Below are 15,619 nucleotides of genomic sequence, written 5' to 3'. Positions count from 1 at the left end.
ATTGTAGTATTTAAATTCTGGTCACAACTACGCATCGTACTATTCTGCAAGCACGGATTTTCAACCGAACAAGGAGTGGCCCTTCATCATGAACATCACCAGCAAAGACTTGCCCGATCTGCAAATGGACACCACCTTCAACTCGCCCCAAGGTAATGCGGCAGCACAACGTGCCCTCGATTACTACTTGAAACCAGCTGTTTCAGAACCCGCGGTTGATGAGCGTTTTTTCGACGTGAGACGTCATCTCAGTGGCGAGGAAGCTTTGGTGCACGCTTCGGATCTGTTGCGCTGCGCGGCCGCCACGGCATTCAAGGCAGCGGAAAACCTGCAAGGCGCGAGCCGCGACCTGGCATTTTCAGTGGTGCACATGGTGGATATGGCGCGGGCGATGGTCGACCACTCGCTCGATGGCGATGAAGTCTGAGCAACGGGTTCAGACGGACGGGAAAGAATTTTCCAATCGCGCAGATAAAAACATTTGACTTGCAAATGATAATGATTATTATTGCAAGCAGCTGGTCGCGAGATCAGTCGATGGACCAGAGACCTTAGGTCGGTCTTCTGGACTATCTCCTCATCAGGCTAATCACGGTTTTTGACCCGGCTTTTTGCCGGGTCTTTTTTTGCCCGTTTTTCGGGCTTGTGTCTTCAGGCTAATGAAGTCTTCAGGTGTTGCAAATTCGATGGCGCGGATAATATCAAAAGAATATCGCTTGGCAAGCCGAGCCCGTCCATATTGGGGCAAACTAAAGACAATTAGCACTTGAGAATCAATCGCACAGTCTCTAAGCTGCATCCGCGTCAAGGAAGACGCCCCCCCACAACCCCGCAATTCCCCTCGGTTTCAGCCCTGCCTGGTGTACAGTAACGCCCATAAAAATCATATTCAGGAAACGATTATGACCGTGGGCAAATCTTCGTTCGACATCAGCGCCAACTTCGACAGCGGCAATATTCAAGTCATCGACATCAGCAACCCGCTCAATCCGGTTCTGGCCATTCGCCCGGATACCCGCAGCGCCCATTTCCAGTGGTTCCACTTCAAGGCGAGCGGCCTGCATGTCGGTCAGGAGCACTGGTTTCGCCTGAACAACGCCAGCCAGTCCACCTACAGCAAGGGCTGGCCCGGTTATCAGGCCGTTGCCTCCTATGATCACGTCAACTGGTTCCGCGTACCGACCATTTTCGAAGGCGACTGCCTGCGGTTTTCCCTCGAAGCCACGCAGACGCACGCCTGGTTCGCCTACTTCGAACCCTACAGCCGTGGCCGTCACGACTGGCTGATTGAACAGGCATTGAGCAAGGCCGGCACCGAGTTGCTGGCGACCGGTAAAAGTGTCGAAGGTCGCGACATTCAGTTGCTGCGCAAAGGCAGCGGTGCCGAAGGCCAGCGCAAAATCTGGATCATCGCGCAGCAGCATCCCGGCGAACACATGGCCGAATGGTTCGTGGAAGGCGTGATCGAGCGCCTCGAAAGACACGATGATCCGGTGCTGAACAAACTGCTCGCCAGCGCCGATCTGTACCTGGTGCCGAACATGAACCCGGATGGCGCGTTCCACGGCCATCTGCGCACCAACGCCATGGGTCAGGACCTGAACCGTGCATGGCAGAACGCCAGCCAGGAAATCAGCCCCGAGGTGCTTTTCGTCCAGCAGCAAATGGAAAAGTACGGCGTTGATTTCTTCCTCGATGCCCACGGCGATGAAACCATCCCCCACGTGTTCACCGCCGGTTGCGAAGGTAACCCGGGCTACACACCGCGCATCGAGAAGCTCGAAGAACATTTCCGCAGCCATCTCAAGCACACCACCAAAGACTTCCAGACCAAGTACGGCTACACCCGCGACGAACCGGGCCAGGCCAACATGACGCTGGCCTGCAACAGCGTGGGTCAGAAGTACGACTGCCTGTCGCTGACCCTGGAAATGCCGTTCAAGGATCACGATGACGCGCCCAACCCGGAAACCGGCTGGTCGGGCAAACGCTCGAAACAATTGGGCAAAGACGTGCTGACGACGATCGCCGACATGGTCGACACCCTGCGCTGATCCCCTCCTCGCTTCCCCCAAAAGATCGCAGCTTGTCTGCGATCTTTTGCTGTGCGCCGTTCACAGCCTCCTGCAAACAGGTTGCAAATAAAACCACAATCAATACCGTGATTTGGGTTTTATTTTGAAACCTAAAAGGACTCTGGACATGAAACCTCCGCAAAGCAGCGTCGTTCTGCAGTGCGCTGGGTTCGATCACGTCGACCGCCATTTACGCGTCAGCGGGCTGGATCGGCGTGTGCCTGCTCGGCGCCGGCATCAATGCCGTCGCACTGGTTTATTGGTGGCTGACACTGAAAAGCGGCGCACCGGCACGATGCGCCACTCAAGCGGGTTAGTCGCGATCGCGGCCGCGCAACATGCTGTCGAGCACCTCGTCACGGCGCACCCAGCCGTGAAACAGCGCCGCCGCCAAGTGCAACAACACCGTCAGGAACAACAAGTACGCCAAGTACCCATGCGCCTTGCGCAACAACGCAAACAGCTGCGCATCGGCCGGCACAATCGACGGCAGTTGCAACGTCGTGCTGAGCATCACCGGTTCGCCCGATGCACTGATCATCGCCCAACCGAGCAATGGCAATACCAGCATCAAGGCGTACAGCAACAGGTGCGAAGCCTTCGCCGCCATCGCCTGCCAATCCGGCAGGTCGGCCGGCAGTGGCGGTTGGCGCGTGGAAAGGCGTACCAGTAGCCGCACAATCACCAACAACAGGATCGCAATGCCCAATGGCTTGTGCAGATGAATCAGCCATTCATGCCGCTCCGACACCGAAGTGACCATGCCGGCACCTATGAACAGCATCGCGATGATCATTACCGCCATCAGCCAATGCAGCAGCCGCGCCAGCAGCGCGAAATGAGTCGGTTGAGCGCTCATGGACGAGCCTCCTGTTTGGCGGCGGGCAATTGGCTGACTTCGCTGGTGCGGCGCAGGTAGGAATTGGCGTAACCGGCGGAACGCGCCGCCAGCAACGGGTCGTCGGTGCCTTGAATACCGGCCGGCAGCACCAGCGGGTCGTAGTTGATGTCGCGGCATTCACCACTGAGTTGCGGCTGGGTTCTTTCCAGCACGAGGGTGCCGGCGTTCAACACTTTGCGCCCCTCGGGCCAGTTTTTACTGGCGTCGTTGACCGGATCCTCGGCGTTGGCCAGGGTGATATTCAACTGAAACCGCAGCGGCGCGGCGGCCAGCCGTTGCACCAGGTCTTTTTCCAGAAAGTCGCTGCCCTCAGGTGCCGTTGCCCCCGCGGCGTCTTGCGCCAACGGCTGCATGCTCCAACGTACTGCCTGCTTTTTGCCACTGGCGTCGACCAGGTAGAACGCGTTGACGCTGTTATAGGTTTCGGTGGCGTAGCTGGCCGATGGCTTGGCTGTCTTGATCCACGTCAGAAACGGCACGGTCTCGGGGTGCGAGGCAAAGAACGCCGGGACCTTGGCCGGATCGGGTTTACCAGTGGCCGGATCGGGCGACTGCGCCTGCTGCAACTGATAGAACGCCTCGGGTGTGCCGACCGGGAACACCGGCATGCTGTTCATCCCGGTGCGCCACTGCTGCCCGTTGGCCTGGGTGAAACGCAGTGCCAGGCTGCGAATCGGCACGCTGCTATCCGGCGCATAAGGATTGCCCGCTGGCAAGGCAAAGCGCCCGACTACCGGCGTCTGCGGCTCGTTGAACACTTGTGCGGTGGAGAACACCCGCGCCTCGCCACTGCTCTCGAAATGCCCGATCACGCAGACGCCTTTGGCGTGGTTACGACGGAATCCGGGATGCACGCCGTTGTTCTTCTCCAGCACATCGACCAGCGCTTTTGGCGTCAGGCGTTGTGGGTCAAAGTTGCCGTGAACGTAGGCAAACGCCCCGGCCACTGCGGCCACCACCACGGCAATGCCGCCCAGGCGCAGTATCAGGCTCGCGGCACTCAGTGGCGGGCGCTGCGGCCTGCCGGGCGGTGAAGCGTTGGGTGAGGTGCGATCAACCATGAAAGACTCCAGGGCCAATGGCCACAAGTAGGAAGAATCAGCAAGACGCACCTCGATCAGGTTTATTCCACAGTGCGGTATTTATTTTTCCGAACGTGGAATAACCTCCACCGACAAGCGTCTCCCTAGTCCACAGCGTAGTGACTAGCAGAATTTCATGAGCGAATTCGACGAACAGTTGAGAGAAATCATTCCCAGATTGCGCCGCTTTGCCGTGTCGTTGACGCGCAACAGCAGCAGCGCCGACGATCTGGTGCAGGCCAGCCTGGAGCGGGCACTGTCGAGTTGGGGCGATAAACGCGCCGACGGCGACTTGCGTGCCTGGCTGTTTGCGATCCTCTATCGGCAGTTTCTCGACGCGCATCGCCGCTCCCGGCGCTATGCACGCATGCTCGAATTTTTTACCGGCCGTGATGATGCCGAGCCTTCGGTCGAGCGCACGGTGATCGCCCAATCGACTCTGCAAGCCTTCGATCGCCTGCCGACTGAACAGCGCGCCTTGCTGCTGATGGTCTCGGTGGAAGGCCTTTCCTATAAAGAGGTCGCCGAGATTCTCGACGCCCCGATCGGCACCGTGATGTCGCGCCTGTCCCGCGCCCGCCAGGCCTTGCGCCAACTCAGCGACGGCGAAATCAGCAGCCCTTCTTTACGGATACTCAAATGATCAGCCTGCCTCCCAATGAGCGTGATTTGCACGCTTACGTCGACCACCAGCTCAGCGACGCCGACCGGCGTGTGCTGGAGACCTGGCTGGCCAGTCACCCGGATCAAGCGGCGCAGGTTCGCGCCTGGCAGCAGGACGCTCAACAACTGCGCGCAGCGCTGGGCGGTGCATTGCAGCAGCCAGCCAATCCGGCCCTCGACCCGATGGTGATTCGCCAGCGCCGTCAGCGCCAGGCACGTCGGCATCTGGCCAGCGCGGCGGTATTGCTGATCGCCGTCAGCGTCGGCGGGTTCAGTGGCTGGCAGGCGCGCGAGATGACCCTGGTGCGCCCGTCGATGTTGCCAATGACCGACGCGCTGCAGGCTTATCGGTTGATTGCCCAGCAAGGCATGCTGCCAGCCGATTACAAGGTCGACAGTGACGGCGACATGCAACGCTGGCTCGATCGCTACTTCACTCGGGCAAGTCGTTTGCCGGATTTGAAGGCGGCCGGGTTTGAACCGGTCAGCGGGCGTCTGCTCAGTACCGATGAAGGCCCGGCGGCGATGGTGCTGTACGAGGACAATAGCGGGCACAAAGTGAGTTTCTATGTGCGCCCGCCGGGGCCGAAGAACACCTTTTTGCCGCGCGGTGTCCGCAGCGACGGGGATTTGCAGGCGGAGTACTGGTCAGGCGGCGGCTACAACTATGCGATGGTCAGCCCGGTTGATACGCCGGCGGCGCAACAGCTCAAGCAATCGCTGCAATTCTGAAGATCATTCAAATGTGCGAGCGTCAGGCTCAGAAACCTACATCCAGCACCACATTGTCCAGATAAGTGCCCGCCGGCGGCGTGGTCTGGTCGGTGTAGATTTTCGCGTTGTAATTGAAGATCTGGCTCCCCGTGCCCAGCCCGTTGCCGGGATTGACTTCGGCATCGGTACTCGCCCGCCTCGCCGCCCCGACACTGCCCCAGCGAGTGCTGCCGGCACTTTTGAAAATGTCGTAGGCCAGATAATTGCTCCCGGAAATCATCCGGCGCCGCCCGCCCGCACTGACCGGGTTCTGTCCGTCGCTCAGGCCCACGGTGTAGGCACTGCCCTTGGTGCACGCCAGATTGATGGTCTGCCCGGTCACCGGCGTGAAGGCACTGATCACCGGCGCGCTGCCAAAGGCAATGTTCGGCGCGGTAATCGTGCAGTCATTGGACACGGTCAGGTTGACCGTCAACGACGTCGTGCCATTGGCGATATCGCGTCCGAGGCAGATGGCGCCGATGCCGATGCCCGAGCAGTAATTCCAGTTCCAGAAAATGCTCAGGGTCTCGGTGTACACCCCGGCGGCGACGTTGCTGCCAATGGTCGTACCGAGATAGAGCGGCACCGTTTTCGGCGTCGTACCGTTGAGCAGCCCCAAGGCATCGATGATGCCGTTGCGCGCAAAGTCATAAGCCGTGCCGCGAGTCAGCGGATAACTGGTGCTGTTATTGGCGTAGACCGTGTAACTGATCACGTCGCCGGTCGGCCCGACCAATCCTCCCTGAGTCGAAGAAACGGTGCCCCAGAAGTGGTCATTGCTGGTCAGCAAGGACAGCAGTGAGCCGGTGCAGCTCAGCCCGGCATTCAGTGTGGAACTGGGTTGGGACGTCGTGCGCACGGCAATCGAACTGAGCGTGCCGAATGCCGCCGGTGTGGTTGCGACCACCGAACATGCCGCCTGCGCCAGGCCCGGCAGCAGGAGTGCCAGGCATAGCCACCAGCGTGCACTGATCACTGGCACACCAACGGGCCAATCAATGGCACCTGATCCTGATTCATATCGACACTGAACTGCGCCTGACAGGTCTTGCCGTCGGCCAATGTCACCTGCAGCGAATTGTGCGCCTGCAGGTTTTCCAGATAGACCAGCCCGTCCCAACCGACCACCGTCCGCGCCCCGCTCTGCTCATGCAGCACACCCGCGCCCAGCGGCAGCTCGCGCTGTTGCGCATCGACCAGGACGATGCTCGCGGCAATCACCCGGCTCAGCGGAAATTCCAGCAAGTAACCGCTGCCACGGCGCACGGCGATGCGCTGTTCGACGTTGGGACTGCGCACGTTGGCCGGCAGGTTCAACGGATCGATTTCATACTTGCCGCGGTAATAAGCGCTGCTCCACGGCACCAGCAAATGGCCGTTCTTGTCGGTCTGGCCGACCTGCTGGTTTTCATAACGCACCGGAATGTCGGCAAAACCATCGGTGCTGACCACTACAAAGGCGTCATCGATGCGATTGGCGGCGAACACCTGACGGTCCATCCACACCAGCGAACCACTGGCATCCGCCCAACGGGTTTCAGCGTCGGAGGTGCCATAGACGCCCGCCTGCAACTGCACCGATTGCAGGCGCCAGGTCACGTCGGCCTGACGATAATCGGCGCCATCACCCTGGGCGTAACCCAGATTGAAGCCCACACCGCCCTCGGTCGGCACCGCACGGCTGTAGTTGACGCGCTGTTGGTTCTGGCCGGTTTTACTGCGATCGCTGCTGATCGCCAGACTGCCACGCAGATCGATCGGAATCACCAGTTGCGCCTGCACGGCCCAGTTGCTGTCGCCGATTTCACGGTTGGCCGAGAGGTAGAAACTGCTGTTGCGCCACAGCGGTTTGCTCCAGCTCAGGTTGAGCAGGCGCGTGCGTGAATCGTCTGCCGCGCGCACATCGAAATAACCGGCGCCGAGGCTGCCCCAGCGGTCGAGATTGAGGCTGAGGGTCGCCTGTTCGCTGCGCCGGCTGAGGCTGATATAAGGGCTGTCGACCACGGTCAGATCGGCGTATTGCTCGTGACGTTGCAGGCGCTGGTAAGAAAAGCTGAAACGCTGGTTGCTGTACTGATAACCGAGGCTCAGTTGCTGGCCACCCGCGCCATCGAAGCGACTTTGGCTGACAGCACTGTTGAGCACGCCGAAATTGCCCAAACGCAGGTTGCCCCCGAGGCCGCCGAGGGTCAGCGACTCGGCGGCTTCGGCATGGCTTTCGAGGGTGAAGCTGTCGCTGACGCCATAACGCAGGCTGCCCGAAGTCACGCCCGGCCCGTAGTTGAAGTCTTTCAGTGCGTAGTCGCGGCGCAAGGTACCGGCGGCCACCGAGAAATCGCTCAAGCCCTTTTGCAACAGGCTGCTGGTGACATAGAACGGCACGGTGGTCGACACCTGCCGACCGAGCGCATCGGTGGTCACCACCACCGCCTCCCCGGCGCCGTTGATGAACGGAATGTTGGTCAGGGTGTAGGGCCCCGGCTGCAAATCGGCACTGCTGGATTTGTAGCCGTTGATAAACAGATCCACGGAGGACGGCACTGCGGCTTCGCCAGCGAATTGCGGCAACGGGTACGTCACCAGATCCGGGCGTACCGCAAAGTCCCGGGAAAACTGCACCCCGCCCAAACGCACCGAGTTGCTCCATGGCAAGGCGCCGCTGACCACGTCACCGGCCTCGTAAGTGAGCATTCGCTCGTCATCAGAGTAACGCCAGGTGGTGTCGTAACGCAGGTAGCCGTTGTTCAGCGTGCTGAGCGAATCCCCCGACAAGGTGCGCCGGTATTGCCCGGTGTTGGACAGCGTGCCCCAACTGTCGAACAGCCGCACTTCGTTCCAGGCTGCCAGGTAAGTGCCGGCATCGTCGGTGTCATTCAGGTACAGATCGTAGTTGAGCAATGCGCCGAAACTGCTCAGCGCCGGGGTGCGCGGGTAAGCCTGGCGATTGCCGATGAATTGATCCGGCAGCCAGTCCGGCGGCACGTCCAGCAGCAAGCGCTGGCCGACACTGTCGTACTCGCTGTGCAGCCCCGGCAAAGCGTCGAGATCAACTTCATCCGCCACGTTTTCAGGCAGTTTCATCCCGGTTTCACGCAACACCGTGACGGGCAGGAACAAGCGTGCGCCACGTTGTTGCACCGCCACCACCCGCCCGGTATTCATCTGGTTGACCACCAGTTCGAGAAACAACTGAGCATCACTGACGGCCTCCATGCCGCTGGGTGGCGGCGGCAATTCGCCGGCCCCCGATGGTTGAACGAACACCAGGCAACACGCGCCGGTCATGAGCCACAACGGACGCTGAAGACGTCGAGCCCATCCCGGGCTCATACACGTTTTACGTCCGTCAATGGACTGAATCCTCCTGATACATCCCTGGCCGAATCAGCATGATCTGAGTCGCCTCGCTTCGCACCTCGCGGCCCGGCTAGCGTGCCGGGGTGATGCTCTGCACCTGCTGCGCGCCGTTGACCCGTAGCTGTAACGCCGATTCAGCCGCCAACGGCCCCGGTGCCGGCCAGCGCATCACCGCGCCGGGCAGCACGTAGCCAAGCAGGCCTTCAGCCAATGGTGTGCTCTGCCCACCCTGTTTGAGCGCCACATCCGTGAGCCGCGCATGCACCGCGCCCTGATTGCGTACTTCGACATAGGGCCGGCCGTCCACCGCCACCGTGCGCCAGCTCAATTGCGGCAGGCCGATGCCCTTGGGATCACGCGGGCGGGTGCTGTCTTCCTTGCTCCACAGCCCGGCGCCGTAAGCAAACAACGGCACCGAATAGCGCATCTGGAAGCGAATGGCCGCGGCGGTCTTGCCGCCCTCGGCAGTGCTGGGTTGAGCGGAAGGGATTTCATCGATGATGATCCGGTAGGCCAGTTCCTGCCCCGGGGGCACCTCTTTGGTTCGGGTCAGGCGCACCAGTTGCTTCTGCCCCGGCTCGATTTTCGCCACCGGCGGGCTGCCGATCACCTCGCGCTGATTCTGGTACTGCTCCTGGAAGCCACTCTGGCTCCAGCCGAACACGCGAATCTGCAGGTTGGCCGTCTCGTTGCCACGGTTTTCCAGCCACAGGGCACTGGCCTGCTGATCGGCTTCCAGCACCGGATCGATCGGCCAGATCAATACCGAACTGGCCGCCTGTACCTGACTCATCCCCAGCAAAAGCAACGCCGCTACCGCGCAAACCCCGAGCGAACGCCGTGACGTGTAACACCGCATAGACCTGCTCCTTGTCGGCAATCCTGACTTCGCCTCACCACGACAGTTGCACCTGCAACACGTCGCTGTACGTCCCCCCAGGCTGATTGCCCGGCAATTGCACCTGACCGTAAATCGGCAGGCTGATGTTGTTCGCATCGCTGTAGGCCACCGCCACACTCTGGCCGATGCCCAGACTCTGGCTGTACGCCGCGTCGCGAAACAGCGCATACGCCACCCGCGCGCTGCCGCTGTTGAGTTGCATGTGCCGACCGCTGCTGTTGTATTGGCCGCCATCGACGCTCATGTTCAGCGTCACCCCGGGCGTGCATTGCAACTGCACCCCGCCGGTCAGCGCGACTTGCACGGTGCCGGTGGCCAGCGCCGAACGCGAACCGAAATTCAGCCCGCCATAGTTCGACACCCCGCCCACCACCAGACACCCCGCCGTCACGGTGGCACTGACCTGAAAGCTCTGACTGGTTGCGGCCGTCAGCGGCAGCGGCGCACTGCCCGCACAGAGCAGGAGCAGCGCAATACCGCCCTGGCGGCACATGGCATCAGAACGTCAGTTCTACGGCGACCGTGTCGGTGTACGTCCCGGCCGGCAAACCGGCCTTGCCCACGGCCTGACCGTAGATGTTCACCGTCTGCGCCACGCCGGTACTGGCGGCGAGGTTGATCGTGCCGTCGATCGCCAATAGCTGCGAATGCCCGGCATCGGTGTACAGGTCGTACGGCACGTAATTGGCGACGCCGTCGTACAGCGCCCGCGTGCCGCCCGGTGACATACCGTCATGCGCACCGGCGCGCACCTTGACCGTCGGCGTGGTGCCGCTGGAGCAGAGAATCGACAGCGCCCCGCCGCCACCGCCCAACACTTGCCCGGTCGCCGTGGTGAACAGGCTGTTGGCGGTGCCGAAGTTCAATGCACCGAAGTTCAACCCGGTGGAACCGCCGGCACCGTTGACCTGGCAACTGCTGATCAGAATCAGGCTGGAGGTGATCTGGCCGGTGACCGTGGTGGCCGCGTTGGCACTGGAAACCAGCGCCAGGCCGAGCATCGACATACCTATTGTTGAAGCAATCCTACGCATGGTGTCCGTCCTCTACGGGGTTACCAGTCGAGCGTCACCGTCAGCGTGTCGGTATAGACACCTGCCGGAACCGCGCGGGTATTCGCCACCACCGAGCCAAACACCGGAATCGGTATCTGCGCACCGCTGGTGACAGCGAAATTGTGTTGCTGGCCGATGCTGTAACTCCGGGCGCCGGAGGGATCGACGAATAGTTGATAGGGGATGGTCTGGCGGCCATTGCTCAGGCGCCGGGTATTGCCGTCACCGTGGGTGCCACCGTCGATGGTGACGGTAAACCCGGTGACCGAAGGGTTGCAGGCAACGTTGAGTTTGCCGTTGCTGTCGCCATCAAGGCTCGCCTTGATGGGCGCATTCCACGTCGGTCCCTGAAGGCCGAAATCGAGGCTGCCGAGGTTACTGACCGGGCTGGCGGGATCCGTGGTGTTGGTCACTTCGCAGCCGGCGATCAGGATCAGCCGTGCATGAATCTGCCCGCTGACCGCCGCTTGTGCGTCGTCAGCGAGTAACGCCAGCGTCCCGGCTGCCACGACCATCCAGTGTTTGCCTGTCATTGCGCCCGTCCCGACTCCTTCAGGTTGACTTGACCACCGCGCTCATCATCGAGCGCCCTTCCCTGCGCAAACCCTGTCCCTTGGTTTGCCCTTTTGAACCTTGCTCACCAGGTGACCGTCACCTTGACCAGATCGGAATAGCGGCTGACTCGCGGTACTTCAGCCAGCCGTTCGATCCGCGCGTACAACGGCAACTCCACCGTGCCGCTGTCCGGTACCCGCCCGCTGACGGGTTCATTGACCACCAGCGGTATGCGCCGCGCCGCGTCCTGAAACAGCCGGTACGGAATCGGCTTGCCGCCTGCGGACCCGGCCATGTAGCGAACCTCTCCGACCCCGCCGTGCAAACCACCGTCGACGCGCAATTGATACGGCGTGTCCGGGTTGCATTCCAGCCGCGGCAGGCGTTGTTGGGTCAGTGCCGCCGACAGCGGCCCGGCAGGATCATCGAGCCGCGCGGTGCTGCCGAAGTCGAGTACACCCAATTGCTCGATGCCGGCCTCGCGTTGCTGGCCGACCAACTGGCAACCACGCTGCACATCAACGCGCACTTCAACCTGCAGATCCGCCGCGTCAACCGATGCAGCCAGCACCCCCAGCAAGCCCATGACCCCACGTAGATTCACCGCGCTCTTCCTTGTCAGCGATCGCTCGCGCTGTCGTTACTGTGTTTCAGGTTAGCAACGGTCGACGATTCCGCCAGTCGATTGGATCCATGTAACGCCCGCGATATGTTACGAAAGGTTGGCAACACGCCGGATGATGCCGCTGAAAAATGCTGTACCGCCCGCACAATATTGTTCAATGACCGCCCACTTTCGCTCACCCCGCTGGATCCGCGATTGAGCATTTGATTAGACTATTGCCGCCGTGCGCACTGACGCCGGCTCGACGAACACGGAGTCATCCCGGATTGCCCGCCCGACCGTCCACACGATCGCGTCTGACCCAACGCTGGCCGGCGTTACGCCGCTGGTTCGGCAGCGGCTTGCCGGCGCCTTCGGGGTCAGAAGCCAGCGCCCAGTCGATCCGCGATTATTTTCGTCTCAAGGCGCACGGCCAGGGTTACACCCTCAGCCACAGTCAGCAGCAGGTGATCGAGTGCATGGCGCAGCAAGCCAGCCTGTTGTTCGCCACGCCGGCACAAACACCGCCAAGCCTGTACTTGTATGGCGCGGTCGGGCGCGGCAAGAGCTGGCTGCTCGACGGTTTCTTTCAGGCGCTGCCGATCACACAAAAACGGCGCCTGCACTTTCATCAATTCTTCGCGCAACTGCATCAGGGCATGTTCAGGCACCGCGAGCAGGACGACGCCCTCGCCGTCACCCTGGATGAGTTGCTGGAGGACTGCCGGGTCCTGTGTTTCGACGAGTTTCACGTGCATGACATCGGCGATGCGATGCTCATCACGCGGTTGTTCAAGGCCTTGTTCGAGCGCGAAATTGTGCTCTTGGTCACGTCCAACTACGCGCCCGAAGGCCTGCTGCCCAACCCGCTTTATCACGCCCGGTTCAAGCCGGTGATCGAGTTGATCAACGCGCGTATGCAGGTCATGGAGGTCGGCGGCCCGCATGATTACCGCAGCCAGGCACGTCGCCATGCGCATCAACTGTTCACGCAGGGGCATTACGTGTGGCCGGCAACGCCCGCTCAGCGGCACACCCTCGACCTGCCGCCACAGAATGCGCCGGCGCTGTCGTTAACCGTGGGCACCCGGCAGTTTCGCGCACGGTTGTGCGAGGGCCGCCGCGTCGGTTTCAGCTTCGACGATTTGTGCGAACAACCGACGGCGGTGATGGATTATCTGGAACTGTGCCGACGTTTCGATCACTGGATCATCGATGATCTGCCGCTGTTGGCGGAGTGTTCGATTGCCGCGCAACAACGCTTTATCAATTTGATCGACGTGCTCTACGACCAGGACAAACACCTGACCCTGCTCGGCAGACTGCCGCTGCACGAAAGCCTGGCCGGCAACGTCATCGATCTGGCCCGCACCCGCAGCCGACTCGGTCAGTTGCAGTAATTCCCTGCGCCTGCACGCGCGTCGGCATCTGCCGTTATCATGTCGCCCATTCTCAGCGACCCTCATTATTGCGAATCCCTACATGCATACCCTTGCTCAATTACGCGCCGGCGAGTTGTCGGGCATCACCCGACTGGACTTGTCTTGCGGCCTGACCGAATTTCCCCCGGAGATTTTCGCGCTGGCCGATACGCTCGAGATCCTCAACCTCAGCGGCAATGCGTTGAACCACCTGCCGGATGACTTGCATCGGCTGACGCGCCTGCGTGTGCTGTTTTGCTCGGACAACCGCTTCACCACACTGCCAGCCTGCCTGGGCCAGTGCGCCGCGCTGAGCATGATCGGCTTCAAGGCCAACGCCATCGTCGATGTGCCCGCTGCCGCCCTGCCACCGCAGCTGCGCTGGCTGATCCTGACCGACAACCGCATCGAAACCCTGCCGGCTGAACTGGGCGAGCGCCCTTATCTGCAAAAACTCATGCTGGCCGGCAATCGCCTGCGCACGCTGCCGTCCTCGCTGAGCCATTGCCAGCGTCTGGAACTGATCCGCATCGCCGCCAACCAACTGAACGAATTGCCGCAATGGCTGCTGACACTGCCAAGCCTGACCTGGCTGGCCTACGCCGGCAATCCGCTGGAAACCGAAGCCCCCGCCACGGCGCTTGAAGCGACACCGCTGATCGATTGGTCGGCATTGCGTCTGCAACAACAATTGGGCGAAGGCGCTTCGGGCGTGATTTCCCGCGCGCTCTGGCAGTGCCGCGACGGTTCGCAGCAACCGGTGGCGGTGAAACTGTACAAAGGCGAGATGACCAGCGACGGCTCGCCCCTGCATGAAATGAACGCCTGTATCACCGCGGGCCTGCACCCGAACCTGATTCGCGTTGAAGGTCGTATCAGCGGCCATCCCGACGCACAGCAAGGGCTAGTGATGCAGCTCATCGACCCAAGCTTTGCCAACCTGGCCGGATTGCCGAGCCTGGCGTCCTGCTCGCGCGATGTTTATGCCGAAGACCGCCGGTTTACCGCCGAGGTGGCGCTGCGCATTGCCCATGGCATTGCGTCGGCGGCAGCACACCTGCACCAGCAAGGTATCACCCACGGTGATCTGTACGGGCACAACATTCTGTTGAATGACCAAGGCGAGTGCTTGTTGGGGGATTTCGGGGCGGCGTCGTTCCATGCCACCCGCGACACCCTGGAAACCCGCGCGTTGCAACGTATCGAGGTGCGAGCGTTCGGGATTTTGCTGGGGGAATTGCTGGCGCGTATCGACTCGGGGTTGAGCGCGGAGCGGCGTGGGGTGCTGGAGGATCTCGAGCGACGTTGCTGCCAGGCCGATGTGCTGGCACGACCGGGGTTCAGTGAGGTGATTGAGGTACTGGCAAAGCGGTGACCGCGACACACGCTGTGGCGAGGGAGCAAGCGCCCTCGCCACAGGTCAATTGAGCAGTCGATCAGCCCGCCAGACCGACAAACATGTCCTGCACGTCATCGTGGTTGTCGAGGCCTTCGAGGAACGCTTCAACCTCAGCCATCTGCTCATCGCTGAGACCGCTGACCGGGTTTTTCGGCTGGTAGCCAAGCTTGGCCGACAGCACGGTGAAGCCTTGTTCCGGCAGGGCTTTCTGTACCGCGTCGAGGTCACTCGGATCGGTCAGGAACAGCGTCGCGCCGTCTTCACCGGCTTCGAAATCCTGGGCACCGGCTTCGATCGCGGCCATTTCCGGATCGGCGTCCGGGGTGTCCGGCGAGGCTTCGATCATGCCGACGTGGTTGAAGTCCCATGCAACCGAACCGGAAGCGCCGAGTTGGCCCTTGCGGAATGCCACGCGGATTTCCGCCACGGTGCGGTTGATGTTGTCGGTCACGCACTCGACGATCAGCGGCACCTGGTGCGGGGCGAACCCTTCGTAGGTCACGCGATGGTACTGCACGGTCTCACCCAGCAGGCCTGCGCCTTTCTTGATCGCGCGGTCCAGGGTTTCCTTTGGCATCGAGGCTTTCTTGGCCTGTTCGACCACCAGACGCAGGTGTGCGTTGGTGGTGGTATCGGCACCGTTGCGGGCAGCGATGGTGATTTCTTTCACCAGTTTGCCGAAGATTTTGCCCTTGGCGTTGGCTGCCGCTTCTTTGTGTTTAACCTTCCACTGTGCGCCCATTACTCACTCTCTTGATCTGTGGCGCCGAGACATCTATTGGCCGACGCGTGCCGCCAAGTTTATACGGCCTAAAGTCGGCAATCGACCAAAAAAATCCAATGTGGAATC

At 61.3% G+C, this 15,619-nt stretch carries 17 protein-coding genes and 1 pseudogene; 7 read left to right on the top strand and 11 right to left on the bottom strand.

Translation table 11 applies throughout. The annotated features are described in order from the left end of the window. Positions 1–88: 88 nt before the first annotated feature. Positions 89–427: a DUF6124 family protein gene (locus WA225_RS21000; RefSeq protein WP_422609424.1), complete on the top strand. Its 339-nt coding sequence runs from the start codon at positions 89–91 to the stop codon at positions 425–427. 162 nt (positions 428–589) lie between these two features. Here WA225_RS21000 and WA225_RS20995 read toward each other — a convergent pair whose 3' ends face one another. Next, on the bottom strand, positions 590–808 hold the full coding sequence (locus WA225_RS20995; protein WP_422609423.1) for a hypothetical protein: 219 nt from the start codon (positions 806–808) through the stop codon (positions 590–592). A 94-nt stretch (positions 809–902) separates the two neighbouring features. Between WA225_RS20995 and WA225_RS20990 the strand changes: the two genes are divergently transcribed. Next, complete coding sequence (locus tag WA225_RS20990) at positions 903–2,054, top strand: M14 family metallopeptidase (protein WP_422609422.1); 1,152 nt, start codon at positions 903–905, stop codon at positions 2,052–2,054. A gap of 170 nt (positions 2,055–2,224) precedes the next feature. After that, positions 2,225–2,392, top strand: a pseudogene (locus WA225_RS20985) (MFS transporter); the annotation flags it as partial. Here the strand turns inward: WA225_RS20985 and WA225_RS20980 are convergent. Continuing rightward, complete coding sequence (locus WA225_RS20980) at positions 2,389–2,934, bottom strand: cytochrome b (protein ID WP_422609421.1); 546 nt, start codon at positions 2,932–2,934, stop codon at positions 2,389–2,391. The pseudogene WA225_RS20985 and the gene WA225_RS20980 sit on opposite strands and share 4 nt — an antisense overlap. Further along, positions 2,931–4,037, bottom strand: a complete 1,107-nt coding sequence (locus WA225_RS20975) for a catalase family peroxidase (protein WP_422609420.1) — start codon at positions 4,035–4,037, stop codon at positions 2,931–2,933. The genes WA225_RS20980 and WA225_RS20975 overlap by 4 nt, the downstream gene beginning before the upstream one ends. A gap of 157 nt (positions 4,038–4,194) precedes the next feature. Here WA225_RS20975 and WA225_RS20970 point away from each other — a divergent pair, with 157 nt between their 5' ends. Together WA225_RS20970 and WA225_RS20965 are read left to right on the top strand one after the other, a co-directional pair. Beyond that, complete coding sequence (locus WA225_RS20970) at positions 4,195–4,701, top strand: RNA polymerase sigma factor (RefSeq protein WP_150652287.1); 507 nt, start codon at positions 4,195–4,197, stop codon at positions 4,699–4,701. Beyond that, a complete protein-coding gene (locus WA225_RS20965; RefSeq protein WP_422609419.1) occupies positions 4,698–5,453 on the top strand; it encodes an anti-sigma factor family protein in 756 nt (251 codons plus the stop codon). The genes WA225_RS20970 and WA225_RS20965 overlap by 4 nt, the downstream gene beginning before the upstream one ends. Before the next feature lie 28 nt (positions 5,454–5,481). Here the strand turns inward: WA225_RS20965 and WA225_RS20960 are convergent, their stop codons facing one another. The 7 genes from WA225_RS20960 to WA225_RS20930 form a co-directional block, all read right to left on the bottom strand. After that, entirely contained in the window at positions 5,482–6,453 is a 972-nt protein-coding gene (locus WA225_RS20960; RefSeq protein ID WP_422609418.1) for a spore coat U domain-containing protein, read from the bottom strand. Beyond that, positions 6,450–8,807, bottom strand: a complete 2,358-nt coding sequence (locus tag WA225_RS20955) for a fimbria/pilus outer membrane usher protein (protein ID WP_422609417.1) — start codon at positions 8,805–8,807, stop codon at positions 6,450–6,452. Before WA225_RS20955 ends, WA225_RS20960 begins: the two co-directional genes overlap by 4 nt. A 97-nt stretch (positions 8,808–8,904) precedes the next feature. Continuing rightward, the gene (locus WA225_RS20950) at positions 8,905–9,693 is read right to left on the bottom strand and encodes a molecular chaperone (protein WP_422609416.1); all 789 of its coding nucleotides are present in this window, start codon (positions 9,691–9,693) and stop codon (positions 8,905–8,907) included. Positions 9,694–9,727: 34 nt separating this feature from the next. Beyond that, positions 9,728–10,228, bottom strand: a complete 501-nt coding sequence (locus tag WA225_RS20945; protein WP_422609415.1) for a spore coat U domain-containing protein — start codon at positions 10,226–10,228, stop codon at positions 9,728–9,730. 4 nt (positions 10,229–10,232) lie between these two features. Beyond that, positions 10,233–10,769 (bottom strand): spore coat U domain-containing protein, encoded by a 537-nt coding sequence (locus WA225_RS20940; RefSeq protein WP_422609413.1) that lies wholly within the window; start codon positions 10,767–10,769, stop codon positions 10,233–10,235. Positions 10,770–10,789: 20 nt separating this feature from the next. Further along, the gene (locus tag WA225_RS20935) at positions 10,790–11,323 is read right to left on the bottom strand and encodes a spore coat U domain-containing protein (protein ID WP_422609412.1); all 534 of its coding nucleotides are present in this window, start codon (positions 11,321–11,323) and stop codon (positions 10,790–10,792) included. 104 nt (positions 11,324–11,427) lie between these two features. Then, positions 11,428–11,931 carry a spore coat U domain-containing protein gene (locus tag WA225_RS20930; RefSeq protein ID WP_422609434.1) on the bottom strand — a complete coding sequence of 168 codons (504 nt, stop codon included), beginning with the start codon at positions 11,929–11,931 and terminating at the stop codon, positions 11,428–11,430. A gap of 305 nt (positions 11,932–12,236) precedes the next feature. Between WA225_RS20930 and zapE the strand changes: the two genes are divergently transcribed. Next, on the top strand, positions 12,237–13,349 hold the full coding sequence (gene zapE, locus WA225_RS20925; protein ID WP_422609411.1) for a cell division protein ZapE: 1,113 nt from the start codon (positions 12,237–12,239) through the stop codon (positions 13,347–13,349). Between the two features lie 82 nt (positions 13,350–13,431). Next, entirely contained in the window at positions 13,432–14,745 is a 1,314-nt protein-coding gene (locus tag WA225_RS20920) for a leucine-rich repeat-containing protein kinase family protein (RefSeq protein ID WP_422609409.1), read from the top strand. Between the two features lie 61 nt (positions 14,746–14,806). On the opposite strand, the gene WA225_RS20915 is transcribed toward WA225_RS20920, so the two are convergent. Then, positions 14,807–15,511 (bottom strand): YebC/PmpR family DNA-binding transcriptional regulator, encoded by a 705-nt coding sequence (locus WA225_RS20915; protein WP_064117732.1) that lies wholly within the window; start codon positions 15,509–15,511, stop codon positions 14,807–14,809. Positions 15,512–15,619 lie beyond the last annotated feature (108 nt).

Origin of the sequence: Pseudomonas sp. (assembly GCF_049300855.1) — a bacterium.
GTDB lineage: Bacteria > Pseudomonadota > Gammaproteobacteria > Pseudomonadales > Pseudomonadaceae > Aquipseudomonas.
Note: the sequence above shows the minus strand (reverse complement) of the source record. Positions and strands in the feature narration are given on the sequence as shown.